Here is a 24,088-nt window from a genome sequence, read left to right on the forward strand (position 1 = left end):
TTGGATCTAATGGCCTCATCGGGGGCAAGCCCCCTCCCACATTGGAAGGCATTCCAAAATGTGGGAGGGGGCTTGCCCCCGATGCATTCAGGCTCAGACCTGGGCCTGGGCGCCTTCAAACCATTTGAGCTTCTCGCGCAGCACCACCACTTCACCGACGATCACCAGCGTCGGCGCATGCACTTCATGCTCCGCCACCAGGCGCGGCAGGTCGGCCAGGGTGCCGGTGAACACGCGCTGGTTGGACGTGGTGCCCTGCTGGATCAACGCCGCTGGCGTGTCCGCCGAACGTCCATGCTTGATCAACTGTTCGCAGATGATCGGCAAACCGATCAAGCCCATGTAGAACACCAGGGTCTGCGACGGGCCCACCAGATCACCCCAAGGCAGGTCCGAGGTGCCGTTCTTCAAGTGCCCGGTGATAAAGCGCACCGATTGCGCATAGTCACGGTGGGTCAACGGAATCCCGGCATACGCCGCGCAGCCGCTGGCCGCCGTGATCCCCGGCACCACCTGGAACGGAATGCCATGGGCCGCCAGCTCTTCGATCTCTTCGCCGCCACGGCCGAAGATGAACGGATCGCCGCCCTTGAGGCGCAGCACGCGCTTGCCTTGCTTGGCCAGGTCGACCAATTGCTGGTTGATCTGGTCCTGGGGCACGGCGTGATCGGCGCGACGCTTGCCCACGTAGACGCGCTCGGCATCACGACGGCACAGCTCAAGAATCGCTGGGGCCACCAGACGGTCGTAGAGCACCACATCGGCTTGCTGCATCAAACGCAAGGCGCGGAAGGTCAACAGGTCCGGATCGCCGGGGCCGGCGCCCACCAGGTAGACTTCGCCAGGCGCATAAGGCGGCGCGCCGTTGACCTTTTCGATCAGCAAACGCTCGGCTTCATCGCCCTGCCCGGCCAGTTGCCGGTCGGCAATCGGGCCCTGGAAGACTTCTTCCCAGAACGCGCGGCGCTGCTGCACGTCCGGGTACAAACGCTTGACCTGGGCCCGAAAGCGCGCCGCCAGCCCGGCCAACTGGCCATACGTGGACGGAATCCAGGTTTCCAGCTTGGCCCGGATCAAGCGCGCCAACACCGGCGCATCGCCGCCACTGGACACCGCGATCACCAAGGGCGAACGGTCGACAATCGCCGGGAAGATCACGCTGCACAGGGCTGGCGCATCCACCACGTTGACCGGTACGCAACGGCGCTTGGCATCACTGGACACTTGCGCGTTCAGCGGTTCGTCATCCGTTGCGGCGATGATCAGGGTGCAACCGTCAAGGTCGGCCTCCTGATAACCGCGCACGGTCAGTTCCCCGCCACTGCCCAGCACCAGTTCACGCAACTGGTCTTCGATCTGGGGAGCAACCACCCGCAGCAGCGCACCGGCGTCGGCCAGCAGGCGGGACTTGCGCAAGGCAATCTCCCCGCCACCGACGACCAACACACGACTGCCGCGCAGGTTATGAAACAGCGGCAGAAATTCCATTTAGCCGATGACCTCGATGCCCGCCATGTACGGCTTGAGCACATCCGGCACACGGATCGAACCGTCGGCCTGCTGGTAGTTTTCGAGCACGGCCACCAGGGTACGGCCTACAGCCAGGCCCGAACCGTTGAGGGTATGCACCAGTTCCGGCTTGCCGGTTTCCGGGTTGCGGAAACGCGCCTGCATGCGACGGGCCTGGAAATCACCGCAGTTGGAGCACGACGAGATCTCGCGGTATTTGTCCTGGCTCGGCACCCACACTTCGAGGTCGTAGGTCTTCACGGCGCTGAACCCCATGTCGCCGGTACACAGCGCCAGCACGCGGTACGGCAGCTCCAACAGTTGCAGCACGCGTTCGGCGTTGGCGGTCAGGCCTTCGAGGGCTTCCATGGAGGTCGACGGCTCGACAACCTGCACCATCTCGACTTTGTCGAACTGGTGCTGGCGGATCATGCCGCGAGTGTCGCGCCCCGATGCACCGGCTTCACTGCGAAAGCACGGCGTGTGGGCGACGAGCTTGAGCGGCAGGTGCTTGGCGTCGAGGATCTCGCCGGCGACGATGTTGGTCAGCGACACTTCGGCGGTCGGGATCAGGTACAGGTCGGCTTCGCCATCGCGGCTGATCTTGAACAGGTCTTCCTCGAACTTCGGCAACTGGCCGGTGCCCTGCAGGGCCGGCGCCTGAACCAGATACGGGGTGTAGGCCTCTTCGTAGCCGTGCTCGCCGGTGTGCAGGTTGATCATGAACTGCGCCAGGGCGCGATGCAGGCGGGCAATCGGGCCGCGCAGCAAGGCAAAGCGCGCACCGGACAGCTTGGCGGCGGTTTCGAAATCCAGGCCGCCGTTCAGTTCGCCCAGGGCGACGTGGTCCTTGATCGCGAAATCAAAGGCCTTTGGCGTGCCCCAGCGGCGCACTTCGACGTTGCCGTCTTCGTCCGCACCGACCGGCACCGACTCGTGCGGCAGGTTCGGAATGCCCAGCAGGATCGAATCCAGCTCGCCCTGGATCTTGTCCAGTTCGAGTTTGCCGTCGGACAGCTCGGTGCCCATGCGCTCGACATCCGCCATCAACGGCGCGATGTCTTCACCGCGCTGCTTGGCTTGCCCGATGGACTTGGAACGCGCATTACGCTCAGCCTGCAGTGCTTCGGTGCGGGTCTGGACGGTCTTGCGCTGTTCTTCCAGCGCTTCGATGCGCGCAACATCCAAGGCAAAGCCACGGGATGCCAGGCGGTCCGCTACGTCCTGAAGGTTGCTACGTAACAGTTTGGAATCGAGCATGTCGGTCTCTCGTTTATCAAAGTTTGGTCAAGGACAGGCCGGCCCAGGTGGCGAGCAGCCCGCCGAACACGCTGATGCCCAGGTACCCGAAGGCAACCAGGGCCTGCCCGCTTTCCAGCAGGCGCACCGTATCCAGTGAAAAGGATGAAAAGGTCGTCAGACCGCCTACAAAGCCGACAATCAAGCCGGCACGAATTTCAATCGGCACTTCCGGGCGCAACAGGAACCAACCGTACAACAGCCCGATGATCAGGCAGCCCACCAGGTTGACCGCCAGGGTCGCCGTATAAAAATGCCTCGGCCAGTTGGCGTTAACCCAATTACCAGTGGCGAAACGCAATAATGTACCAGCGATGCCGGCAACGGACACGGCAAGAATCGTCTTGAGCACTACTTTCTCCGCTGTTTGGGGCTGAGACGGTCGAGTTGAGCGAGGTGATTGAGCTTTTCACCGATCTTCAGCTCCAGGCCACGGGGCACCGGCTGGTAGAACGGCTGCGGCTCAAGCGCGTCGGGGAAGTAATCTTCGCCGGCGGCATAGGCGTCCGGTTCATCGTGGGCGTAGCGGTATTCATCGCCGTAACCCAGTTGTTTCATCAATTTGGTCGGCGCATTGCGCAGGTGCAGCGGCACTTCAAGGGAGCCATGTTCGGCCGCGGCGCGCAGTGCCGATTTGAAGCCCATGTACACCGCGTTGCTTTTCGGCGCGCAGGCCAGGTAGGTAATGGCCTGGGCCACCGCCAGCTCGCCTTCGGGGCTGCCCAGGCGCTCCTGCACTTCCCACGCCGCGAGGCACAGGCTCAAGGCGCGGGGGTCGGCGTTGCCGATGTCTTCGCTGGCCATACGCACCACGCGGCGCGCGAGGTAGAGCGGGTCGCAGCCACCGTCGATCATGCGCGCGAACCAGTACAACGCGCCGTCGGGGTTGGAGCCGCGCACCGATTTGTGCAGCGCCGAAATCTGATCGTAGAACGCTTCACCCCCCTTGTCGAAACGCCGGCGCGTGTCGCCGAGCAGGCTTTGCAGGAGTTCGACGCCAATCTCGCTGCCGTCCTCGGCCAGGTCGGAGGCGTTCTCCAGCAGGTTCAGAAAGCGCCGCCCATCGCCGTCGGCGGCGCTGAACAGGATCTTGAAGCCTTCATCGCTGAGGCTCAACTGGCGCTTGCCCAAGCCCTTGTCTTCGCTCAAGGCGCGCTGCAGCAGCTTTTGCATCGCCGCTTCATCCAGGCTCTTGAGCACATACACCCGCGCCCGCGAGAGCAAGGCGTTGTTCAATTCAAAGGACGGGTTCTCGGTGGTCGCACCGATAAAAATCAGCGTGCCGTCTTCGACATACGGCAAGAACGCGTCCTGCTGCGACTTGTTGAAGCGATGCACTTCGTCGACGAACAAGATGGTGCGCTTGCCGTATTGCCCGGCCTGCTGCTTGGCCACTTCCACCGCCTGGCGGATCTCCTTGACCCCAGCCAGCACCGCCGAGACCGTTTCGAAGTGAGCATCCGAGACTTTCGCCAACAGCCGCGCCAGCGTGGTTTTACCCACCCCCGGCGGCCCCCAGAAAATCATCGAGTGCAGCGCTCCCTGCTCCAGGGCTTCGCGCAAAGGCTTGCCGCGAGCGAGCAGGTGTTCCTGACCGACGTACTCATCCAGGTTGGTCGAACGCAAGCGTGCGGCCAGGGGTTGAGCGATCGGGTCACTTCGAAACAGGTCCATGGGCAGCGTTTGAAACCTCTAGGCAGGTTATTCCTGGATCACGTCGGCACCCTTGGGGATGTCGAACTTGAACGTGGACGCGGGCACCGGCACGTTGGCCTTGACCCCGGTGAACAGGATATCGGTGCGCTGGCCGACGCTGTCGATCAGGCGCATGTTATTGATCACGCCGTTACCGAACGAAAGGTGCAGGCTGTCGAACAGCGTGTCCTTGGATTTCGGCTTGAGGGTGAATTCGATCACGTTACTGGTTTGCTTGGAGGTGATCTCGAAGCTGTCGTTGATCTTCGACACATCGCCCGACAGCAACAGCGCCGGGGTCTGGTTCAAGCGCGGATCGAGCTTTTTGATGGTCGCCTGTTCCAGGTCCGGGTCCCACAGCGTGACTTTCTGGCCATCGGAAACGATGGTCTGCTCGGCCTTCCCTTCCGTGTGCCAGTAGAACAGCCCAGGGCGCTGCACGGCCATTTCACCGGCGGTTTCCTGCAACTGGGTGCCGCCGGCATCCAGGGTCAGCTGGGAGAAGCGCGCGGTCAGGGTCTTGGATTTGTCCAGCAGGTTGGTCAGGCTGGCGACGGAGGCCGGATCAGCGTGAGCCGAAACAGCAGTCAGGGCCAGTGCCGGCAACAACAGCATGCGGATAAGACGCATGGGAGTCCTCATTGAGTCGTTAGGGCGCGCCGCGTGCTGCCACGCGGCGCGTGATCAGTCGCGCATCTGCCCGGGGGCGATGACTTCGCGCGAGCCGTTGGTGTTCATTGCGGTGACGACGCCGGCATTTTCCATGGCTTCGATCATGCGGGCGGCGCGGTTGTAGCCGATTTTCAGCTTGCGCTGCACGGCGGAGATCGAGGCGCGACGGCTTTCCAACACGAAGGCCACCGCTTCGTCGTACAGCGCGTCGGTTTCGGCATCATCGTCGCCACCACTGCTGCCGCCGTCGAAGCCGCTGCCGGCTTCTTCAACACCGGCGAGGATGTCGTCGTTGTATTCCGGCGCACCGCGCAGTTTCCAGGCTTCCACCACGCGATGCACTTCATCGTCGGAAACGAACGCACCATGCACGCGAATCGGCAGGCTGGTGCCCGGCGGCATGTAGAGCATGTCACCGTGGCCCAGCAATTGTTCGGCGCCGCCCTGGTCGATGATGGTGCGCGAGTCGATCTTGCTCGACACCTGGAACGCCATGCGCGTCGGGATGTTGGCCTTGATCAGACCGGTGATCACATCCACCGACGGCCGCTGGGTCGCGAGGATCAAGTGGATACCGGCAGCACGCGCCTTCTGTGCGATACGTGCGATCAACTCTTCAACCTTCTTGCCGACGATCATCATCATGTCGGCAAATTCGTCGACCACCACGACGATGGTCGGCAACTTGGTCAGCAATGGCGCTTCGTCGTGGATGCTTTCGCGCTTGTACAGCGGGTCGGTCAGCGGCGTGCCGGCGTCCTGGGCTTCCTTGACCTTGGCATTGAAGCCCGACAGGTTGCGCACGCCCATCTTCGCCATCAGCTTGTAGCGCCGCTCCATCTCGGCAACGCTCCAGCGCAGGGCGTTGGCGGCGTCCTTCATGTCGGTGACCACCGGGCAGAGCAAGTGCGGAATGCCTTCGTAGATCGACAATTCGAGCATCTTCGGGTCGATCATGATCAGCTTGGCGTCTTCCGGGCCGGACTTGAACAGGATCGACAGGATCATCGCGTTGACCCCCACCGACTTACCCGAACCGGTGGTACCGGCCACGAGCAGGTGAGGCATTTTCGCCAGGTCGGTGATTACCGGCTTGCCGCCGATGTCATGGCCCAGGGCCAGGGTAACCGGCGATTTGAAGTTGTCGTATTCCGGGGTCGACAGCACCTCGGAGAAGCGCACGATCTGGCGGTCTTCGTTGGGAATCTCGATGCCCACGGTGGTTTTGCCGGGGATCACTTCCACCACGCGCACGCTGGTCACGGCCAGGGAGCGGGCGAGGTCTTTGGCCAGGTTGGAGATTCGGCTGACCTTGACCCCGGCCGCTGGCTGGATTTCGTAACGGGTAATCACCGGGCCGGGGTGGATCGAGTCCACCGAGACTTCGACGCCGAATTCCTTGAGTTTGATTTCCAGCAGATGGCCGACGGCCGCCAGGGACTCCGGGGAATAGTTGAGCTGTTTCTTCTCGGCCGGGTCGAGAATCGAGATCGGCGGCAGCGTGCCTTCGACCGCGCTGTCGACAAACAACGGCGCCTGTTTTTCTTTCTGCACGCGATGGCTCGGTTCGGGAGCCTTGGGCGGCGCCGGGGCAATCACCGGCGGCACCTGTTTCTCGCGCTCCGACATGTGCTTGCTCAGGGCTTGTTCGCGTTCGATCAGGCGTTCCTTGACCTTGGCCTGTTCACGCCGGTCCGGCGTGCTCGGGGCCACGACCTCGTTGACGCGGGTGTCCACCTCGCGCAATTGGGCCACCATGCGCTTGCGCTCCACCCGGGCCGCCCACCAGCGGTTGGCGGCGCCCTGGAACAGCTCCAGCAGGTCGAGGGTGATTTTGCCGGTCACGTCCATCACTTTGAACCACGACAGGTCGGTGAACACGGTGAGGCCGAACAGGAACAGCGCGATAAACATCAGGGTGCTGCCCTGGATATTCAGGGTCTTGCGGGCCAGGTCGCCGAGGCTCTCACCCAGCGCGCCGCCAGCGCCCGCCGGCAGGCCGGTCGGCGCATGGAAATGGATATGCGCCAGCGCCGCGCCGGACAGCACCAGGAACACCAGGCCGATCAGGCGCCAGGAAAACAGCCAGCCGCTCCACTGCCACGGCTCATGACGCTGGCGGAAGATCTGCCAGGTCTTGATCGCCAGCAGCAACGGGAAGATGTACGCGAAATAACCCAGCACCATGAACAAGATATCGGCGCTGTAGGAACCGGCGGGGCCACCGAAGTTCTGCACGTCATCGATCTTGCTGTTGTGGCTCCAGCCCGGATCGTCCTTGCCATAGGTGAGCAAGGCCATCATCAGGAACAGGCACAGCGCGCCGATGGCGATCAGCGCACCTTCCTTGAGCCGATAATGCAGGTGCTGACGCCAGGCCGGCACGACTGTTTTTTGTGTCGCGGTGGATTTCTTCAAAACGGGTCTTTTCCTGCGCCTTTAGCGCGTCCATCTGTTGAATGACTGCACACTGCCGCCCAATCCGAGCAGCCGAAAAATAAACGAACGCCGTTAAATCTACCTTTAACACCGAGCGATTGACGAGTGAAACGGCGATAACGCCAGAATGCCCGCATTGTACGGGTTTGTGTCCGCGATGCCACGCCCTTGCCCCTTGCGCGGCAGCCTGGACAATTCACGTGTCACACACTGTTCAATTTGAGCATGCATTGTCTTTGCTGACAAAGGCTTATGCGCTGTTTTTAGCAATCCAGGCAAGCTTGGCAATTGGCCTGCATGGGGCAGCCCCGAATACGACCACGTCTCAGAGAGAGAGTTGCAGAAACACCCGCTCACGCTAATCCACAGCAATGCCCGATTCGGGCTGGCCCCCTGACGCCGGGTCGACAATAATCAACCCCCTGGGCAGGCCCGACGCCTGCCACTCCCCTCCCCTTCCGTAAGCCTGGATGCCATGCTGACCTGGTTACAACGCGACACCCTGACCTTCCCGCCGCTGGCCAAAGCCATGCGCGAACCCAATGGCCTGCTCGCCGCCGGTGGCGACCTGTCAGCCGAGCGACTGATCCAGGCCTATCGCCACGGCTGCTTTCCGTGGTTCTCGCAAGGCCAGCCGATTCTCTGGTGGTCACCGGACCCACGCACGGTGATTTTCCCCGACGAACTGCACGTATCCCGCAGCCTGGGCAAATTATTGCGCCAGCAGCGCTATCGCGTGACCTTCGACCAGGACTTCGCTGCGGTCATCCAGGCCTGCGCCGCGCCTCGCGCCTATGCAGATGGCACCTGGATCACCGAAGGCATCCAGAGCGCCTACCAGGAGCTGCACGCGCGGGGTTACGCGCACTCGGTCGAGGTCTGGGACAACGGCGAACTGGTGGGCGGCCTGTATGGGCTGGCGATGGGCCGGCTGTTTTTTGGCGAATCCATGTTCAGCCGCGCCGATAACGCCTCAAAGTTCGGTTTTGCCACGCTGACCCGGCAGCTGCAGGCATGGGGTTTTGTGCTGATCGACTGCCAGATGCCCAACGATCACTTGCACAGCCTGGGCGCCCGCGCCATACCGCGCAGCGAGTTCGCCGGCTTCCTGCGCGACTATCTGGACCAACCCAACGCTGGACCGTGGGTTTCCTAGGCGACTTCCTCGCACCTGGCTTACACTTATTTCAAAGCTTATCCGAGGGTTGATCATGACCGAGCTGGCGCGCTTGAAGTTTTATGCCACTCAAGCCCACTCTTGCAGCTATCTGCCCGACGAACAGGCCACCACGCTGTTCCTCGACCCCAGCCAGCCGATGGACGTGCATGTGTATGCCGACCTTTCGGAAATGGGCTTTCGGCGCAGCGGCGACCACCTGTACCGACCGCACTGCCAAAACTGCAACGCCTGCGTGCCGGCACGCATTCCCGTGGCGCAGTTTGTGCCGGACCGCAATCAGAAGCGCATCCTCAAGCGCAACGCCGACCTCACGGTCACGGCGGCCAACCCCAGGTTCAGCGAAGAATACTTCGATCTTTACCAGCGCTACATCGAACAACGCCACGCCGACGGTGACATGTTCCCACCCAGTCGCGACCAGTTTTCCACCTTCCTGGTGCGTGAACTGCCTTTCTCACGCTTCTATGAATTCCGACTCGACGGGCGCCTGCTGGCCGTCGCCGTGACCGATTTGCTGCCCAACGGCCTATCGGCGGTGTACACCTTCTATGAACCCGACGAAGAGCGGCGCAGCCTGGGACGCTTCGCGATCCTCTGGCAAATCAGCGAAGCCCGGCGCCTGGAACTGGAGGCGGTGTACCTTGGATACTGGATCAAAAACTGCAAAAAGATGAACTACAAGACCCAATATCGGCCGATTGAACTGCTGATTAATCAAAGATGGGTCACGCTTAACTAGAACCTCTTGGCTTAAACACCCTTTTTCGGGCACAATGCACGCCGCTTTTGCCTGGCGCAGTTGCACCGGGCCATTCACTGGATACCGAGGGCTTTACTGCATGTCGAAAGAAGACAGCTTCGAAATGGAAGGCACTGTCGTCGACACCCTGCCCAACACCATGTTTCGTGTGGAGTTGGAAAATGGGCACGTCGTAACCGCGCATATCTCCGGCAAGATGCGCAAGAACTACATTCGTATTCTTACCGGTGACAAAGTGCGCGTCGAGCTGACGCCCTATGACTTGAGCAAAGGGCGCATCACTTACCGCGCCCGCTAATCAAGTCAATACAAGACGCCCGGTTATGCCGGGCGTTTTTGTGTGTATAGCATTTACCTGACACCCGAAACCCAATGCGGGAGGGGGCTTGTTCCCTCCCGCATTGGATCGCCATTGTTCTGGCAATTACATTTCAAGACAGCAAAAAGGCGCCTTTCGGCGCCTTTTGCGTAGCTGCAGAACGATCAGGCCATTTCGGCCGTGGTTTCGAACTCGAAGGTCAGCTCGCCGTCCTTCAGGTCGATATGCACCACGCCACCATGGTCGGAGAGCTCGCCGAACAGGATCTCTTCGGCCAATGGCCGCTTGATCTTGTCCTGGATCAGACGCGCCATCGGGCGAGCGCCCATTGCCGCGTCATAACCACCTTCGGCCAGCCAATTGCGCGCCGCGTCCGTCACTTCCAGCTGCACGCGCTTGTCTTCCAACTGCGCTTGAAGCTCGGTGAGGAACTTGTCCACCACGTTTTTGATGACCTCATGGCTGAGGCGACCAAACTGGATAATGGTGTCCAGACGGTTGCGGAACTCCGGCGTGAAGCTCTTCTTGATCACTTCCATCGCATCGGAAGAGTGATCCTGATGCGTAAAGCCGATCGACGCCCGCGCCGCGGTTTCAGCACCGGCGTTGGTGGTCATGATCACGATCACGTTGCGGAAGTCCGCCTTGCGCCCGTTGTTGTCGGTCAGGGTGCCGTGGTCCATGACCTGCAGCAGCAGGTTGAAGACTTCCGGGTGAGCCTTCTCGATTTCATCGAGCAGCAATACGCAATGCGGTTGCTTGGTGATCGCCTCGGTCAACAGGCCACCCTGATCAAAACCGACATAGCCCGGAGGCGCACCGATCAGGCGCGACACGGTGTGACGCTCCATGTATTCGGACATGTCGAACCGCACCAACTCAATGCCCATGGCCTTGGCCAACTGCCGAGCCGCTTCGGTCTTGCCGACGCCGGTCGGGCCGGCGAACAGGAACGAACCGACGGGCTTGTCCGGCGACTTGAGGCCCGCCCGCGACAACTTGATCGCAGTGGACAGCGAGTCGATGGCCGCATCCTGGCCAAACACGGTGAGCTTGAGGTCGCGCTCCAGGTTACGCAGCAGCTCTTTGTCGGAGGTGGTGACGTGTTTTGGCGGAATCCGCGCGATCTTGGCCACGATATCCTCGACCTGAGCCACGTCGATGCGCTTCACACGCTTCTCGACCGGCTGCAGACGCTGATAGGCACCGGCCTCGTCGATCACGTCGATGGCCTTGTCCGGCATGTGCCGATCGTTGATGTAGCGCGACGCCAGCTCGGCAGCGGCCCGCAACGCCTCATCGGTGTACTCGATGCCATGGTGCGCTTCGAAACGCCCCTTGAGCCCACGCAGGATGCCGATGGTGTCTTCAACCGAAGGCTCGGACACGTCGACTTTCTGGAAGCGACGCGCCAGGGCACGGTCTTTCTCGAAGATCCCGCGGAATTCCTGGAACGTGGTCGAGCCGATGCAGCGGATATCACCCGACGACAACAACGGCTTGAGCAGGTTGGAAGCATCCATCACACCACCGGAGGCCGCACCGGCCCCAATGATCGTGTGGATTTCATCGATGAACAGGATCGCCTGCGGGCGTTTTTTCAGCTCGCCGAGCAGCGCCTTGAAGCGCTTCTCGAAATCGCCGCGGTACTTGGTCCCGGCGAGCAACGCGCCGAGGTCAAGGGAGTAGACGACGCTGCTGGCCAGCAAGTCCGGCACCTGGTTGTCGACGATACGCTTGGCCAGGCCTTCGGCAATCGCGGTTTTACCCACGCCCGCCTCACCCACCAGCAACGGGTTGTTCTTGCGACGACGCGCGAGGATCTGTGCCACGCGCTCAACTTCAGCCTCGCGCCCCACCAGCGGATCGATCCGCCCCTGGCGCGCCAGCTCATTGAGATTGCTGGCATAGGCATCCAATGGGTTGCCCGAAAAAGAAGACTCACCGCCCTCGTCGTCCTGCATTTCCTGCTCACCCTCGGAATGATCGCCGTGCCCAGGCACTTTGGAGATACCGTGGGCGATGTAGTTGACGACATCGATACGGGCAACGCTCTGCTGCTTGAGCAGGAACACTGCCTGGCTTTCCTGTTCGCTGAAGATGGCGACAAGCACATTGGCGCCCGTGACTTCACGCTTACCGGAGCTCTGTACGTGGAAAACAGCACGCTGCAATACCCGCTGAAAGCCCAGGGTCGGCTGGGTTTCACGGTCCTCGTCATGCACGGGGATCAGTGGCGTCGTGGAGTCGATGAACTCCTGCAGGTCATGCTTGAGTTTGTCGAGGTTGGCGCCGCACGCACGCAAAACGGTGGCGGCAGCTTCGTTATCCAAAAGTGCCAGCAGCAGGTGCTCGACGGTCATGAATTCATGACGCTTCGAACGGGCCTCTTTGAAGGCAAGATTGAGGGTGACTTCGAGCTCGCGGTTTAACATAGCTTCACCTCATACCCAAGTGGTCGGCGTTAACCGTCCTTCTCGATTTCACAGAGTAGCGGATGCTGGCTTTCCCTGGCGTACTGGTTGACCTGCATGGCCTTTGTCTCGGCGATGTCGCGGGTAAACACTCCACATACTGCCCGTCCTTCTGTGTGAACGGCCAGCATTACCTTGGTCGCCAACTCGCGGTTCAGGTTAAAAAACACCTCGAGTACTTCGACCACGAAATCCATCGGTGTGTAGTCATCGTTGAACAAAACCACCTTGTACATCGGCGGCGCCTGTAGAGCAGGCTTGGCCTCCTGAACAGCAATGCCTGCAGAACCGTCGTCATCGTGCTCGTGATCCGGTCGATCCTGATTGAATGTTAGTCGAATCTGGCTGATTGCATGCATGGAAAGAAAGGTTCGTCAGTGGTTCAAATACAGTGGTGGGGGCGACCTGTCAGAATTTCAACTCTGACCGTTCGGTCACCTTGACTATCGGCAAATCGGTGTTACAACCAATAGAACCCACAGTGGGTAAAAAAGGTCCGCGCAGTCAACCTTATTTATTCGGGTTAGGACGGATGAACTGGATGATACTCCAGTGATGGAGTCTGGTGCAGAGGGATATGGGTATGTCTGGCGTCAAGATCAGTGGCAAGGTCAAATGGTTCAACAATGCCAAGGGTTACGGCTTCATTAATGAAGAAGGTAAGACCGAGGACCTTTTTGCGCATTATTCCGAGATCAAAATGGATGGCTACAAAACGCTGAAAGCGGGCCAAACTGTGAGTTTTGAGATCATTCAGGGACCGAAAGGGCTGCACGCTGTGAATATCTGTGCAATCGCGATCACTACACCTGCAAAACCCGTTGTATCCGCCGCTCAAAAAGAAAAGAAGCTAACGGCCTGATTCACTGCCAAGCGAGAAGCATGCAAATAAAAAACGGCCACCCAACCCATTGGAGTAGCCGTTTTTTATGCCTGCGTGCTTACATGTGCGAGATCAGCGCATCGCCAAAGCCCGACGACGACACCAGCTTCGCGCCATCCATCAGGCGCTCGAAGTCATAGGTCACGGTCTTGGCCGAGATAGCGCCATTGGTGCCCTTGATGATCAGATCGGCCGCTTCGGTCCAGCCCATGTGGCGCAGCATCATTTCCGCCGACAGGATCAGCGAACCCGGGTTGACCTGGTCCTTACCGGCATATTTCGGCGCAGTACCGTGGGTGGCTTCAAACATTGCCACGGTGTCGGACAAGTTGGCGCCCGGCGCAATACCGATACCACCGACTTCCGCCGCCAGGGCGTCAGACAGGTAGTCACCGTTGAGGTTGAGGGTCGCGATCACGTCGTATTCAGCCGGACGCAGCAGGATCTGCTGCAGCATGGCATCGGCAATCGCATCCTTGACCACGACATTCTTGCCGGTCTTCGGGTTCTTGAACTGCATCCACGGCCCGCCATCGAGCAGGGTTGCGCCGAATTCTTCAGCCGCCACTTCGTAGGCCCATTCCTTGAAGGCACCTTCGGTGAACTTCATGATGTTGCCTTTGTGTACGATGGTCAGCGACTCGCGGTCGTTATCCACGACATATTGCAGGGCCTTGCGCGCCAGGCGCTTGGTGCCCTCTTTGGACACCGGCTTGATGCCGATACCGCAATCCTGGTCGAAGCGGATCTTGGTGACGCCCATTTCCTCCTTGAGGAACTTGATCACTTTGATCGCTTCCGGCGAACCGGCTTTCCACTCGATCCCGGCGTAAATATCTTCGGAGTTTTCGCGGAAGATGGTCATGTCCACGTCGCCAGGCTTTTTGACCGGGCTCGGCACGCCTTCGAACCAGCGCACCGGGCGCAGGCACACATACAGGTCGAGTTGTTGGCGCAGGGCCACGTTCAACGAACGGATGCCACCACCGACCGGCGTGGTCAGCGGGCCTTTGATGGAGACTACGTAATCGCGCACCGCGTCCAGGGTTTCCTGGGGCAGCCAGGTGTCCTGGTCATAGACTTGGGTCGCCTTCTCACCGGCGTAAACTTCCATCCACGAAATCTTGCGCTTGCCGCCGTAAGCTTTTTCAACAGCGGCGTCGACCACCTTGATCATCACTGGGCTGATGTCGACACCGATACCGTCACCTTCGATATAAGGGATGATCGGTTGGTCAGGAACATTGAGAGAATGGTCTGCATTGACGGTGATTTTGTCGCCGACTGCCGGAACCTGAATCTTCTTGTATCCCATGCTGAACTCCATCTATGGATTGAACATCTGGCTGCGTTCGAGCCTACTCCAGATAAATGACGACTTAAACCTCACGCCACGCTCATTTGCATCGAAAACAGCATATTTAGTCGCCTATAAGCTTGAAAGCAAAGGGAAAAGCGCCAATCTTGAGCACATCATGCGACTTTAGGCGCAACTTGGTCCCTGCGACCTTTAGACCAATGGACGACCCACCTTTTGTATGAAGGCTCGGCGTAAGCATAGCGACCTATGTATAATGCCGCCGCTGACCAAAGAGTCACGACGGCCGACTGCCTGCTTCTTCAATAGAAAGCAGCGCCCAGCGCCAGAAAAGCCGGACTAAACAATAGTCCACCCGCTTGACGCTCGACTGATGCAACCCAACATCACCGCGAAGAAACCTCGACCTTTCGCTCATGGATGACTTTGAACGAACGCGCTCTACCCGGCGCATCTCGAGTTTCTGCGCACGCTTTCAGCAAAGAAGAGAGTTAATCCGAATATGCCCACCCGCTCGAAGATCATCTACACCTTCACCGACGAAGCACCAGCCCTCGCCACCTATTCACTGCTGCCTATCGTAGAGGCCTTCACCGCTTCCGCTGATATTGCCGTGGAAACCCGCGACATCTCCCTCGCCGGGCGCATCCTCGCAAGCTTCCCCGAGCAACTGGGCACCAAAGCCGTCCCGGACCACCTCGCCGAACTGGGCGCCCTGGCCGTTACGCCTGAAGCCAACATCATCAAGCTGCCTAACATCAGCGCCTCGACGCCTCAACTGCAGGCGGCGATCAAAGAACTGCAAGCCAAGGGCTACGCCCTGCCGGACTACCCGGAAACCGTAACCACCGACGCGGAAAAAGAAACCCGTGCACGTTACGACAAGATCAAGGGCAGCGCCGTGAACCCGGTACTGCGCGAAGGCAACTCCGACCGCCGCGCACCGCTGTCGGTCAAGAACTACGCACGCAAGCACCCGCACAAGATGGGCGCCTGGGCTGCCGACTCCAAGTCCCACGTCGCTTACATGAGCCACGGCGACTTCTACGGCAGCGAAAAAGCCGTACAGATCGAGGCAGCCGACGCGGTCAAAATCGAACTGATCGCTAAAGACGGCACCGCGACCGTACTGAAGGAAAAGACTTCCGTACAAGCTGGCGAAATCATCGACAGCTCCGTGCTGAGCAAGAACGCCCTGCGCAGCTTCATCGCCGCTGAAATCGAAGACGCCAAGAAACAAGGCGTACTGCTGTCGGTTCACCTGAAAGCCACCATGATGAAGGTCTCCGACCCGATCATGTTCGGCCAGATCGTTGCCGAGTTCTATAAAGACGCCCTGACTAAGCACGCCGCCGTGCTGGAGCAGATCGGCTTCAACCTGAACAACGGCATCGGCGACCTGTACGCTCGCATCAAGGCCCTGCCGGCCGAGCAGCAAGCGCAGATCGAAGCCGATATCCAGGCGGTCTACGCCGCTCGCCCTTCCCTGGCGATGGTCAACTCCGACAAAGGCATCACCAACCTGCACGTGCCGAGCGACGTGATCGTCGACGCCTCGATGCCGGCCATGATCCGTGACTCCGGCAAAATGTGGGGCACCGACGGCCAGCTGCACGACACCAAGGCCGTGATCCCGGATCGCTGCTACGCCACTATCTACCAAGCTGTCATCGAAGACTGCAAGGCCAATGGCGCGTTCGATCCGACCACCATGGGCAGCGTGCCGAACGTTGGTCTGATGGCACAGAAAGCCGAAGAGTACGGCTCTCACGACAAGACCTTCCAGGTCAAGGCTGACGGCGTCGTCCGCGTTACCGACAGCAAGGGCAACCTGCTGATGGAACAGGCCGTCGAAGCCGGCGACATCTTCCGTATGTGCCAGGCCAAAGACGCGCCGATCCAGGACTGGGTCAAACTCGCCGTCAACCGCGCCCGCGCCAGCAACACCCCGGCCATCTTCTGGCTGGACCCACAGCGCGCCCACGACGGTGCGGTGATCGAGAAAGTCCAGACCTACCTGAAAGACCACAACACCGACGGCCTGGACATCCGCATCATGTCGCCGGTCGACGCGATGAAATTCACCCTGGAGCGCACCCGCAAGGGCCTGGACACCATCTCGGTGACCGGTAACGTACTGCGCGACTACCTGACCGACCTGTTCCCGATCATGGAACTGGGCACCAGCGCCAAGATGCTGTCGATCGTGCCGCTGATGAACGGTGGCGGTCTGTTCGAAACCGGCGCTGGCGGTTCGGCACCCAAGCACGTGCAGCAACTGCTGGAAGAAAACTTCCTGCGTTGGGATTCCCTGGGCGAGTTCCTGGCCCTGGCCGCATCGCTTGAGCATTTGGGCGTGACTTACAACAATCCGAAAGCCCTGGTGCTGTCCAAGACCCTGGACCAGGCCACCGGCCAGTTCCTCGACAACAACAAGTCACCATCGCGCAAAGTCGGCAACATCGACAACCGCGGCAGCCACTTCTACCTGGCGCTGTACTGGGCCCAAGCCCTGGCCGCACAGACCGAAGACACCGCGCTGCAAGCGCAATTCGGCGAACTGGCCAAGACCCTCGCCGCGAACGAGGCAACCATCGTTGCCGAGCTCAACGCCGTACAGGGCAAGCCAGTGGACATCGGCGGCTACTACGCGCCGAACCCGGAGCTGACCAGCAAAGTCATGCGCCCGAGCAACACCCTCAACGCGGCAATTGCCAAGCTGAAGTAAGGTTGTAAGGATGCAAACAAACCCCGGCCCAGTGCCGGGGTTTGTGTTTCCAGCGAATAAACCGGATTCAAATGTGGGAGGGAGCTTGCCCCCGATGACAGTGAGTCAGCTACCAACAAGTCGACTGCCCCACCGCCATCGGGAGCAAGCCCCCTCCCACACCGACTGCAATCCTGCCTGAAGACCGCACCGCACTCAGAATCGAGAGGCATCCAATGACCTGGCAACCCCACATCACCGTCGCCACCATCGTCGAAGACAACGGCCGCTTCCTGATGGTCGAAGAACTCAAGGGCGGCCGCGCCGTGCTCAACCAGCCCGCCGGCCACCTCGACCCGCACGAAACCCTGACCGAAGCCGCCGTGCGTGAAACCCTCGAAGAAACCGGCTGGGACGTCGAAGCCACCGGCATCGTCGGCATCTACCTGTACACCGCGCCGAGCAACGGCGTGACCTACCAGCGGGTCTGCTTCACCGCCAAGGCGCTGAAACACCGCCCGGACTATCAACTTGACGACGGCATCGTGCGCGCCCGCTGGCTGAGCCGTGACGAGCTGATGGGCCTGCGCGACGCCTGGCGCAGTGAGCTGATCATCCGGTGTATCGATGATTATCTGGCCGGCTTTCGCCACAGTCTCGAATTGATCCGACCTTCTCTTTAGCCTTGAAGGCTTGGGCCTGTTAGAATCGCGTCCTTTTTCAAGACACCCGTTGAAACCCTATGCGTGATCCAGCCCCTTCTGACACACAAAAGAAGCGCGTCATCGTCGGCATGTCCGGCGGCGTGGACTCTTCCGTTTCCGCCGTTCTGCTCATGGAGCAGGGTTATGAGGTGGAAGGCCTGTTCATGAAGAACTGGGAAGAAGACGATGGAACGGAATATTGCACCGCCATGGACGACCTGGCGGATGCCCAGGCCGTGTGCGACAAGATCGGCATCAAGCTGCACACCGCCAACTTCGCCGCCGAGTACTGGGACAACGTGTTCGAGCACTTCCTGGCCGAATACAAGGCCGGCCGCACGCCGAATCCGGACATCCTGTGCAACCGCGAGATCAAGTTCAAGGCGTTCCTCGACTACGCCATGATGCTCGGCGCCGACCTGATTGCCACCGGCCACTACGTGCGCCGTCGTGACATCGACGGGCGCACCGAACTGCTCAAGGGCCTGGACCCCAACAAGGACCAGAGCTACTTCCTGCACGCCGTTGGCGGCGAACAGATCGCCAAGACCCTGTTCCCGGTCGGCGAACTGGAAAAGCCCGAAGTGCGCCGGATCGCCGAGCAGCACGACCTGGCCACCGCCAAGAAGAAGGATTCCACCGGGATCTGCTTTATCGGCGAGCGCCGCTTCAGCGACTTCCTCAAGCAATACCTGCCAGCGCAACCGGGCGAGATCAAAACCACCGAAGGTGAGGTCATCGGCCGCCATCACGGCCTGATGTACCACACCATCGGCCAGCGCCAGGGCCTGGGCATCGGCGGTTTGAAAGACGCCGGCGACGAGCCCTGGTACGTGCTGGTCAAGGACCTGGAGCACAACGAACTGATCGTCGGCCAGGGCAATGACCACCCATGGCTGTTCTCCCGCGCACTGCTCGCTTCGGATATCTACTGGGTCAACCCGGTGGACCTGAGCGCGCCGCGCCGCCTGACCGCCAAGGTGCGCTATCGCCAGAGCGACCAGCCCTGCACCCTGGAAAAAACCGCCGACGGTTACCGCGCCACCTTCGATGACCCGCAGCGCGCGGTCACGCCTGGCCAGTCCGTGGTGTTCTACGATGGCGAGGTGTGCCTGGGGGGGGGCGTGATTGAAGTCGCCGAACCCTGGAGCAGCCCGGCATGAGCCCGATCCAGGAGCAACTGACGGCACTCGGCGGGGTCTTCCTCGCCGCAGTGCTGGTGGACAAGATCGCCAAGACCGGCCAGGTTACCGAGGCCGGCCTGACCTGCATGCTCGGCAGCCTGCTGGTTCGCGACCCCAAGGACACCCTGGAAGTCTATGGCGGTGACGACCTGGCGCTGCGTGAAGGCTACCGCGCACTGGTCGGCGCACTGGAACGCGACCCGAGCACCTTGCAGCGCGAACCGCTGCGCTACGCTCTGTCGATGCTCGGCCTCGAGCGCCAACTGGCCAAGCGTGACGACCTGCTGGAGACCATCGGCAAGCGCCTGCCGCAGATCCAATCCCAGGTTGAACACTTCGGCCCGGCCCACGAAAACGTCATCGCCGCCTGCGGCGCGCTGTACCAGGACACCTTGAGCACATTGCGCCAGCGCATCCAGGTGCATGGCGACATGCGCAACCTGCAACAACCGAACAACGCCTCGAAGATCCGCGCCCTGCTTCTGGCCGGTATCCGCTCGGCGCGGTTGTGGCGCCAGTTGGGCGGTCATCGTTGGCAGTTGGTCATCAGCCGTCGCAAATTGCTCAAAGAGCTTTACCCGTTGATGCGCAACGAATAAGTCGCAGCCACGGGCTATTTTCAAGCCGTTACGCGTAATACGCCGGTCAGTTGGCAACGGACCGGCGGATTTTTTCATGTATGATACGCGCCCCATTTCGTTGCCCGACTGTCCGAGAACACCCCATGCAGCTCTCTTCGCTCACTGCGGTTTCCCCTGTTGACGGCCGCTACGCCGGCAAGACCCAGGCCCTGCGCCCGATTTTCAGTGAATACGGCCTGATCCGTGCCCGCGTACTGGTTGAAGTGCGCTGGCTCCAGCGCCTGGCCGCTCACCCTGCCATCAGTGAAGTGCCGGCGTTCTCCGCCGAAGCCAACGCGGTATTGAACACTCTGGCGGAAAACTTCTCTCTGGAGCACGCCGAGCGTGTCAAAGAGATCGAGCGCACCACCAACCACGACGTCAAAGCCATCGAATACCTGCTCAAAGAGCAAGCGGCCAAGCTGCCGGAACTGGCCAACGTCAGCGAATTCATCCACTTCGCCTGCACCAGCGAGGACATCAACAACCTGTCCCACGCCCTGATGCTGCGCGAAGGCCGTGATGAGGTGATGCTGCCGCTGATGCGCCAGACCGCCGAAGCCATCCGCGAACTGGCGATCCGCTTCGCCGCTGTGCCGATGCTGTCGCGCACCCACGGTCAACCGGCCTCGCCGACCACCCTGGGCAAAGAACTGGCCAACGTGGTGTATCGCCTGGAGCGCCAGATCGCTCAAGTGGCGGCCGTCCCGCTGCTGGGCAAGATCAACGGCGCCGTGGGCAACTACAACGCCCACCTGTCGGCCTACCCGGAGGTCGACTGGGAAGCCAACGCCCGCGCCTTCATCGAAGACGAACTGGGCCTGGGCTTCAACCCGTACACCACGCAGATCGAACCGCACGACTACATCGCCGAGCTGTTCGACGCGATTGCGCGCTTCAACACCATCCTGATCGACTTCGACCGTGACGTCTGGGGCTACATCTCCCTGGGCTACTTCAAGCAGCGCACCATTGCCGGCGAAATCGGTTCGTCGACCATGCCGCACAAGGTCAACCCGATCGACTTCGAAAACTCCGAAGGCAACCTCGGCATCGCCAACGCCCTGTTCCAGCACCTGGCCAGCAAGTTGCCGATCTCCCGCTGGCAGCGCGACCTGACCGACTCCACCGTACTGCGCAACCTCGGCGTGGGCTTTGCCCACAGCGTGATCGCCTACGAAGCCAGCCTCAAAGGCATCAGCAAGTTGGAACTCAACGAGCAGAAAATCGCCGCTGACCTGGATGCATGCTGGGAAGTTCTGGCCGAACCGATCCAGACCGTGATGCGCCGCTACAACATCGAAAACCCGTATGAGAAGCTCAAAGAGTTGACGCGCGGCAAAGGCATCAGCCCTGAAGCACTGCAAACTTTCATCGACGGCCTGGACATGCCCGCCGCTGCCAAGGCCGAGCTGAAACTGCTCACCCCGGCCAACTACATCGGCAACGCCGTGGCCCAAGCCAAACGCATCTGATCATCGCAAGCCCCTTTGAGACGCCCGGCCGCGCCGGGCGTTTTTATTCCAGTCTGAAAAGTGCTTTTTTTCAATAGGTTACACATGAATCCTGATATCCCTCTTCAACTTCTGGGCGGCATCACGGCACGGGAATTCCTGCGCGACTACTGGCAGAAAAAACCGCTGCTGATCCGTCAGGCCATTCCTGATTTCGAAAGCCCGATCGACGCCGATGAACTGGCCGGCCTGGCCCTGGAAGAAGAAGTCGAGTCGCGCCTGGTGATCGAACACGGCGAGCGTCCGTGGGAACTGCGCCGCGGCCCGTTCGCCGAAGACACCTTCAGCACCCTGCCCGAGCGCGAGTGGACCCTGCTGGTGCAGGCGGTCGACCAGTTCGTGCCGGAAGTCGCCGAACTGCTCGAACAGTTCCGCTTCCTGCCCAGCTGGCGCATCGACGACGTGATGATCAGCTTCGCCGCGCCCGGTGGCAGCGTGGGTCCGCACTTCGATAACTACGACGTGTTCCTGCTGCAAGCCCATGGCAAGCGCAACTGGAAGATCGGCCAGATGTGCAGCTCTGACAGCCCGATGCTGCAACACGCCGACCTGCGCATCCTCGCCGAATTCGAAGAGATCGCCGAATGGGTGCTGGAACCGGGCGACATGCTCTATCTGCCGCCACGCCTGGCCCACTATGGCATTGCCGAAGATGACTGCATGACCTACTCGGTCGGCTTCCGCGCGCCAAGCGCCGCCGAAGTACTGACCCACTTCACCGATTTCCTCAGCCAGTACCTGACCGACGAAGAGCGTTACACCGACGCCGACATCCAACCGGCCAGCGATCCACACCAGATCCAGAGCGATGCCCTCGACCGCCTCAAGAGCCTGCTGGCCGAGCACATGAGCGACGAGCGCATGCTGCTGACCTGGTTCGGCCAGTTCATGACCGAGCCGCGCTACCCGGAACTGGTCGCCGGCCCGGAAGAGCTGCTGGAAGAAGACGTGGTCGGCAGCCTGGAAGATGGCGGCGTGTTGATCCGCAACCCAAGCGCGCGCATGGCCTGGTCCGAAGTCGACGACGACCTGCTGCTGTTCGCCAGCGGCCAGAGCCGTTACCTGCCGGGCAAGCTGCGCGAACTGCTGAAAATGATCTGCGCAGCCGACGCCCTGCACATCGACAACCTGAGCGAATGGCTGGCGGACGACGATGCCCGCGACCTGCTGTGCGAGCTGGTCAAGCAGGGAAGCCTGGGGTTTGCCGATGAATAAGATTCACGTCAATGTCGCGAACTGGCATAAGGATATCGCCGAGATTCGGCGCATTCGTGAAGCGGTATTTATCGCCGAACAATCGGTCCCACCCGAACTGGAATGGGACGCAGACGACGCGGACGCCGTGCATTTCCTCGCGTTCGAGGGCGACTTTCCGATTGGCACCGCGCGCCTGCTGCCCAGCGGCGAGATCGGCCGCGTGTCGGTCCTCAAGGACTGGCGCGGGCTTAAAGTCGGCGACAAGCTGATGGAAGCCGTGATTGGCGAAGCCGAGAAGCGCGGCCAGAATAAACAGTTCCTCAGTGCGCAGGTTTATGCCGCGCCGTTCTATGAGCGACTGGGCTTCAAGATCGTCAGCGAGGAATTCCTTGAAGTCGGGATTCCGCACGTCGATATGGTGCGCGAGGGCTGATCCGGGACCGCGTCGTTGCTATCGGGGGCAAGCCCCCTCCCACATTTTGACCGAGAGCATCCCTTGGAATGCCGTCAAGTGTGGGAGGGGGCTTGCCCCTCCCACATTTTGACCGAGGGCGTCCCTTGGAATGCCGTCAAGTGTGGGAGGGGGCTTGCCCCCTCCCACATTTTGACCGAGAGCGTCCCTTGGAATGCCGTCAAGTGTGGGAGGGGGCTTGCCCCTCCCACATTTTGACCGAGAGCGTCCCTTGGAATGCCGTCAAGTGTGGGAGGGGGCTTGCCCCCGATAGCATTACCAGCAGCACCCCAAAACACCCTGCCATCCACCGATGCCAGGGTGTTTTACCGTCTACGATTCAACTTGCGACCCGCCAGGCCGACAAACTGGCACTATCAAGCCTTATGACTCGCAGAGATAACGGACATGTCCCTACGCACCCTGCTCACCGCCCTCCTCCTGACCGCCAGCTTCACAGCGGCGGCCGACACCGAAGTCGTCAATTTGAGCCACCGTACCAGCGCCGACCTGCTGCCCGTGGCGCAGAACTTCCTCGGCAAGGACGGCACCGTCAGTGCCTACGGCAATCAACTGATCGTCAATGCCGACCCCGTCAGGATCCAGGACCTGCGCACCCTGCTCTCGCAACTGGACATACCGGCCAAGCGCCTGCTGATCACCGTCGACACCAACGAAAACAACCAGCAAAGCAGCGGCGACAGCCAGACCCGCATCATCAGCTACGGCACCGCCAGCCGCGACGGCGGCATCCAGCAGATCCAGGCCAGTGAAGGCGTGCCCGCACTGATCCAGGTAGGCCAGAGCGTGCCACTGACCACCACCCAGCCCGATGCCTACGGCCGCCCGCAGAACCAGACCCAATACCGCAACGTCACCCAGGGTTTCTACGTGACCGCCAGCGTGACCGGCGACACCGTACACCTGGCGATCAGCACCAACCGTGACCGCATGAGCCAGGAGCGTCCCGATGTAGTGAACGTGCAAAGTACCGACACAACCGTCAGCGGCCGCCTGGGCGAGTGGATTCCGCTGGCCGGCATCAATCGCGAAACCCAGGCCGACAAATCCTCTACGACCCGCACTTACGCTACCCAGGGCCGCGACGACCTGACTTTACGGGTTAAAGTCGACACCTTGAACTGAAGCACCGATAACTGACT

The 24,088-nt window shown here is 60.8% G+C and carries 21 protein-coding genes; 12 read left to right on the forward strand and 9 right to left on the reverse strand.

Annotated features, from left to right (window positions below):
• Positions 1 to 93: 93 nt before the first annotated feature.
• From cysG to ftsK, 6 genes are read right to left on the reverse strand one after another with little or no spacing between them, the layout of a single operon-like run.
• Positions 94 to 1,488, reverse strand: coding sequence for a siroheme synthase CysG (gene cysG, locus MOQ67_RS19740; protein WP_198717577.1), 1,395 nt, complete (start codon positions 1,486 to 1,488; stop codon positions 94 to 96).
• Positions 1,489 to 2,769 (reverse strand): serine--tRNA ligase, encoded by a 1,281-nt coding sequence (serS, locus tag MOQ67_RS19745; RefSeq protein WP_017848039.1) that lies wholly within the window; start codon positions 2,767 to 2,769, stop codon positions 1,489 to 1,491. It abuts the gene before it with no gap.
• A gap of 16 nt (positions 2,770 to 2,785) precedes the next feature.
• Complete coding sequence (gene crcB, locus MOQ67_RS19750) at positions 2,786 to 3,160, reverse strand: fluoride efflux transporter CrcB (RefSeq protein ID WP_017848040.1); 375 nt, start codon at positions 3,158 to 3,160, stop codon at positions 2,786 to 2,788.
• Positions 3,160 to 4,482, reverse strand: coding sequence for a replication-associated recombination protein A (locus MOQ67_RS19755; RefSeq protein WP_017848041.1), 1,323 nt, complete (start codon positions 4,480 to 4,482; stop codon positions 3,160 to 3,162). The genes crcB and MOQ67_RS19755 overlap by 1 nt, the downstream gene beginning before the upstream one ends.
• 27 nt (positions 4,483 to 4,509) lie before the next feature.
• The gene (gene lolA / locus MOQ67_RS19760) at positions 4,510 to 5,133 is read right to left on the reverse strand and encodes an outer membrane lipoprotein chaperone LolA (protein WP_017848042.1); all 624 of its coding nucleotides are present in this window, start codon (positions 5,131 to 5,133) and stop codon (positions 4,510 to 4,512) included.
• Positions 5,134 to 5,187: 54 nt separating this feature from the next.
• Entirely contained in the window at positions 5,188 to 7,593 is a 2,406-nt protein-coding gene (gene ftsK, locus MOQ67_RS19765) for a DNA translocase FtsK (RefSeq protein WP_017848043.1), read from the reverse strand.
• A 496-nt stretch (positions 7,594 to 8,089) separates the two neighbouring features.
• On the opposite strand from ftsK, the gene aat reads away from it, so the two are divergent.
• The 3 genes from aat to infA all read left to right on the forward strand — a co-directional run bounded on the left by aat (position 8,090) and on the right by infA (position 9,852).
• Positions 8,090 to 8,770 (forward strand): leucyl/phenylalanyl-tRNA--protein transferase, encoded by a 681-nt coding sequence (aat, locus tag MOQ67_RS19770; RefSeq protein ID WP_017848044.1) that lies wholly within the window; start codon positions 8,090 to 8,092, stop codon positions 8,768 to 8,770.
• Positions 8,771 to 8,825: 55 nt separating this feature from the next.
• Positions 8,826 to 9,533 (forward strand): arginyltransferase, encoded by a 708-nt coding sequence (locus MOQ67_RS19775; RefSeq protein ID WP_017848045.1) that lies wholly within the window; start codon positions 8,826 to 8,828, stop codon positions 9,531 to 9,533.
• Between the two features lie 100 nt (positions 9,534 to 9,633).
• Positions 9,634 to 9,852 carry a translation initiation factor IF-1 gene (gene infA, locus MOQ67_RS19780; RefSeq protein WP_002553999.1) on the forward strand — a complete coding sequence of 73 codons (219 nt, stop codon included), beginning with the start codon at positions 9,634 to 9,636 and terminating at the stop codon, positions 9,850 to 9,852.
• 185 nt (positions 9,853 to 10,037) lie between these two features.
• On the opposite strand, the gene clpA is transcribed toward infA, so the two are convergent.
• Entirely contained in the window at positions 10,038 to 12,308 is a 2,271-nt protein-coding gene (clpA, locus tag MOQ67_RS19785) for an ATP-dependent Clp protease ATP-binding subunit ClpA (RefSeq protein ID WP_198717576.1), read from the reverse strand.
• Between the two features lie 29 nt (positions 12,309 to 12,337).
• Complete coding sequence (gene clpS / locus MOQ67_RS19790) at positions 12,338 to 12,706, reverse strand: ATP-dependent Clp protease adapter ClpS (RefSeq protein ID WP_010567912.1); 369 nt, start codon at positions 12,704 to 12,706, stop codon at positions 12,338 to 12,340.
• 224 nt (positions 12,707 to 12,930) lie between these two features.
• On the opposite strand from clpS, the gene cspD reads away from it, so the two are divergent.
• Positions 12,931 to 13,209 carry a cold shock domain-containing protein CspD gene (gene cspD, locus MOQ67_RS19795; protein ID WP_032804724.1) on the forward strand — a complete coding sequence of 93 codons (279 nt, stop codon included), beginning with the start codon at positions 12,931 to 12,933 and terminating at the stop codon, positions 13,207 to 13,209.
• A 79-nt stretch (positions 13,210 to 13,288) separates the two neighbouring features.
• Here the strand turns inward: cspD and icd are convergent, their stop codons facing one another.
• Positions 13,289 to 14,545 carry an NADP-dependent isocitrate dehydrogenase gene (gene icd, locus MOQ67_RS19800; protein ID WP_198717575.1) on the reverse strand — a complete coding sequence of 419 codons (1,257 nt, stop codon included), beginning with the start codon at positions 14,543 to 14,545 and terminating at the stop codon, positions 13,289 to 13,291.
• 505 nt (positions 14,546 to 15,050) lie between these two features.
• On the opposite strand from icd, the gene MOQ67_RS19805 reads away from it, so the two are divergent.
• The 8 genes from MOQ67_RS19805 to MOQ67_RS19840 all read left to right on the forward strand — a co-directional run bounded on the left by MOQ67_RS19805 (position 15,051) and on the right by MOQ67_RS19840 (position 24,071).
• Positions 15,051 to 17,276: an NADP-dependent isocitrate dehydrogenase gene (locus tag MOQ67_RS19805; protein ID WP_017848049.1), complete on the forward strand. Its 2,226-nt coding sequence runs from the start codon at positions 15,051 to 15,053 to the stop codon at positions 17,274 to 17,276.
• 215 nt (positions 17,277 to 17,491) lie between these two features.
• Positions 17,492 to 17,938: an NUDIX hydrolase gene (locus MOQ67_RS19810; protein WP_017848050.1), complete on the forward strand. Its 447-nt coding sequence runs from the start codon at positions 17,492 to 17,494 to the stop codon at positions 17,936 to 17,938.
• A 59-nt stretch (positions 17,939 to 17,997) separates the two neighbouring features.
• On the forward strand, positions 17,998 to 19,122 hold the full coding sequence (gene mnmA, locus MOQ67_RS19815; RefSeq protein WP_057004423.1) for a tRNA 2-thiouridine(34) synthase MnmA: 1,125 nt from the start codon (positions 17,998 to 18,000) through the stop codon (positions 19,120 to 19,122).
• The gene (gene hflD / locus MOQ67_RS19820) at positions 19,119 to 19,742 is read left to right on the forward strand and encodes a high frequency lysogenization protein HflD (protein ID WP_017848052.1); all 624 of its coding nucleotides are present in this window, start codon (positions 19,119 to 19,121) and stop codon (positions 19,740 to 19,742) included. The genes mnmA and hflD overlap by 4 nt, the downstream gene beginning before the upstream one ends.
• 125 nt (positions 19,743 to 19,867) lie before the next feature.
• Positions 19,868 to 21,238 carry an adenylosuccinate lyase gene (gene purB, locus MOQ67_RS19825; protein WP_017848053.1) on the forward strand — a complete coding sequence of 457 codons (1,371 nt, stop codon included), beginning with the start codon at positions 19,868 to 19,870 and terminating at the stop codon, positions 21,236 to 21,238.
• 84 nt (positions 21,239 to 21,322) lie between these two features.
• Positions 21,323 to 22,492 carry a ribosomal protein uL16 3-hydroxylase gene (locus MOQ67_RS19830; protein WP_017848054.1) on the forward strand — a complete coding sequence of 390 codons (1,170 nt, stop codon included), beginning with the start codon at positions 21,323 to 21,325 and terminating at the stop codon, positions 22,490 to 22,492.
• A complete protein-coding gene (locus MOQ67_RS19835) occupies positions 22,485 to 22,907 on the forward strand; it encodes a GNAT family N-acetyltransferase (protein ID WP_017848055.1) in 423 nt (140 codons plus the stop codon). The genes MOQ67_RS19830 and MOQ67_RS19835 overlap by 8 nt, the downstream gene beginning before the upstream one ends.
• 426 nt (positions 22,908 to 23,333) lie before the next feature.
• Positions 23,334 to 24,071 carry a secretin N-terminal domain-containing protein gene (locus tag MOQ67_RS19840; RefSeq protein WP_017848056.1) on the forward strand — a complete coding sequence of 246 codons (738 nt, stop codon included), beginning with the start codon at positions 23,334 to 23,336 and terminating at the stop codon, positions 24,069 to 24,071.
• Positions 24,072 to 24,088: the final 17 nt, after the last annotated feature.

Source organism: Pseudomonas sp. LY-1 (assembly GCF_053502595.1).

Coding starts and splice junctions, on each gene's coding strand:
- aat (WP_017848044.1), top strand. CDS start 8,090: ATGCTGACCTGGTTACAACGCGACACCCTGACCTTCCCGCCGCTGGCC.
- cysG (WP_198717577.1), bottom strand. CDS start 1,488: ATGGAATTTCTGCCGCTGTTTCATAACCTGCGCGGCAGTCGTGTGTTG.
- clpS (WP_010567912.1), bottom strand. CDS start 12,706: ATGCATGCAATCAGCCAGATTCGACTAACATTCAATCAGGATCGACCG.
- purB (WP_017848053.1), top strand. CDS start 19,868: ATGCAGCTCTCTTCGCTCACTGCGGTTTCCCCTGTTGACGGCCGCTAC.
- cspD (WP_032804724.1), top strand. CDS start 12,931: ATGTCTGGCGTCAAGATCAGTGGCAAGGTCAAATGGTTCAACAATGCC.
- MOQ67_RS19835 (WP_017848055.1), top strand. CDS start 22,485: ATGAATAAGATTCACGTCAATGTCGCGAACTGGCATAAGGATATCGCC.
- infA (WP_002553999.1), top strand. CDS start 9,634: ATGTCGAAAGAAGACAGCTTCGAAATGGAAGGCACTGTCGTCGACACC.
- clpA (WP_198717576.1), bottom strand. CDS start 12,308: ATGTTAAACCGCGAGCTCGAAGTCACCCTCAATCTTGCCTTCAAAGAG.
- MOQ67_RS19840 (WP_017848056.1), top strand. CDS start 23,334: ATGTCCCTACGCACCCTGCTCACCGCCCTCCTCCTGACCGCCAGCTTC.
- lolA (WP_017848042.1), bottom strand. CDS start 5,133: ATGCGTCTTATCCGCATGCTGTTGTTGCCGGCACTGGCCCTGACTGCT.
- MOQ67_RS19755 (WP_017848041.1), bottom strand. CDS start 4,482: ATGGACCTGTTTCGAAGTGACCCGATCGCTCAACCCCTGGCCGCACGC.
- MOQ67_RS19805 (WP_017848049.1), top strand. CDS start 15,051: ATGCCCACCCGCTCGAAGATCATCTACACCTTCACCGACGAAGCACCA.
- MOQ67_RS19810 (WP_017848050.1), top strand. CDS start 17,492: ATGACCTGGCAACCCCACATCACCGTCGCCACCATCGTCGAAGACAAC.
- icd (WP_198717575.1), bottom strand. CDS start 14,545: ATGGGATACAAGAAGATTCAGGTTCCGGCAGTCGGCGACAAAATCACC.
- mnmA (WP_057004423.1), top strand. CDS start 17,998: ATGCGTGATCCAGCCCCTTCTGACACACAAAAGAAGCGCGTCATCGTC.
- MOQ67_RS19775 (WP_017848045.1), top strand. CDS start 8,826: ATGACCGAGCTGGCGCGCTTGAAGTTTTATGCCACTCAAGCCCACTCT.
- serS (WP_017848039.1), bottom strand. CDS start 2,769: ATGCTCGATTCCAAACTGTTACGTAGCAACCTTCAGGACGTAGCGGAC.
- hflD (WP_017848052.1), top strand. CDS start 19,119: ATGAGCCCGATCCAGGAGCAACTGACGGCACTCGGCGGGGTCTTCCTC.
- MOQ67_RS19830 (WP_017848054.1), top strand. CDS start 21,323: ATGAATCCTGATATCCCTCTTCAACTTCTGGGCGGCATCACGGCACGG.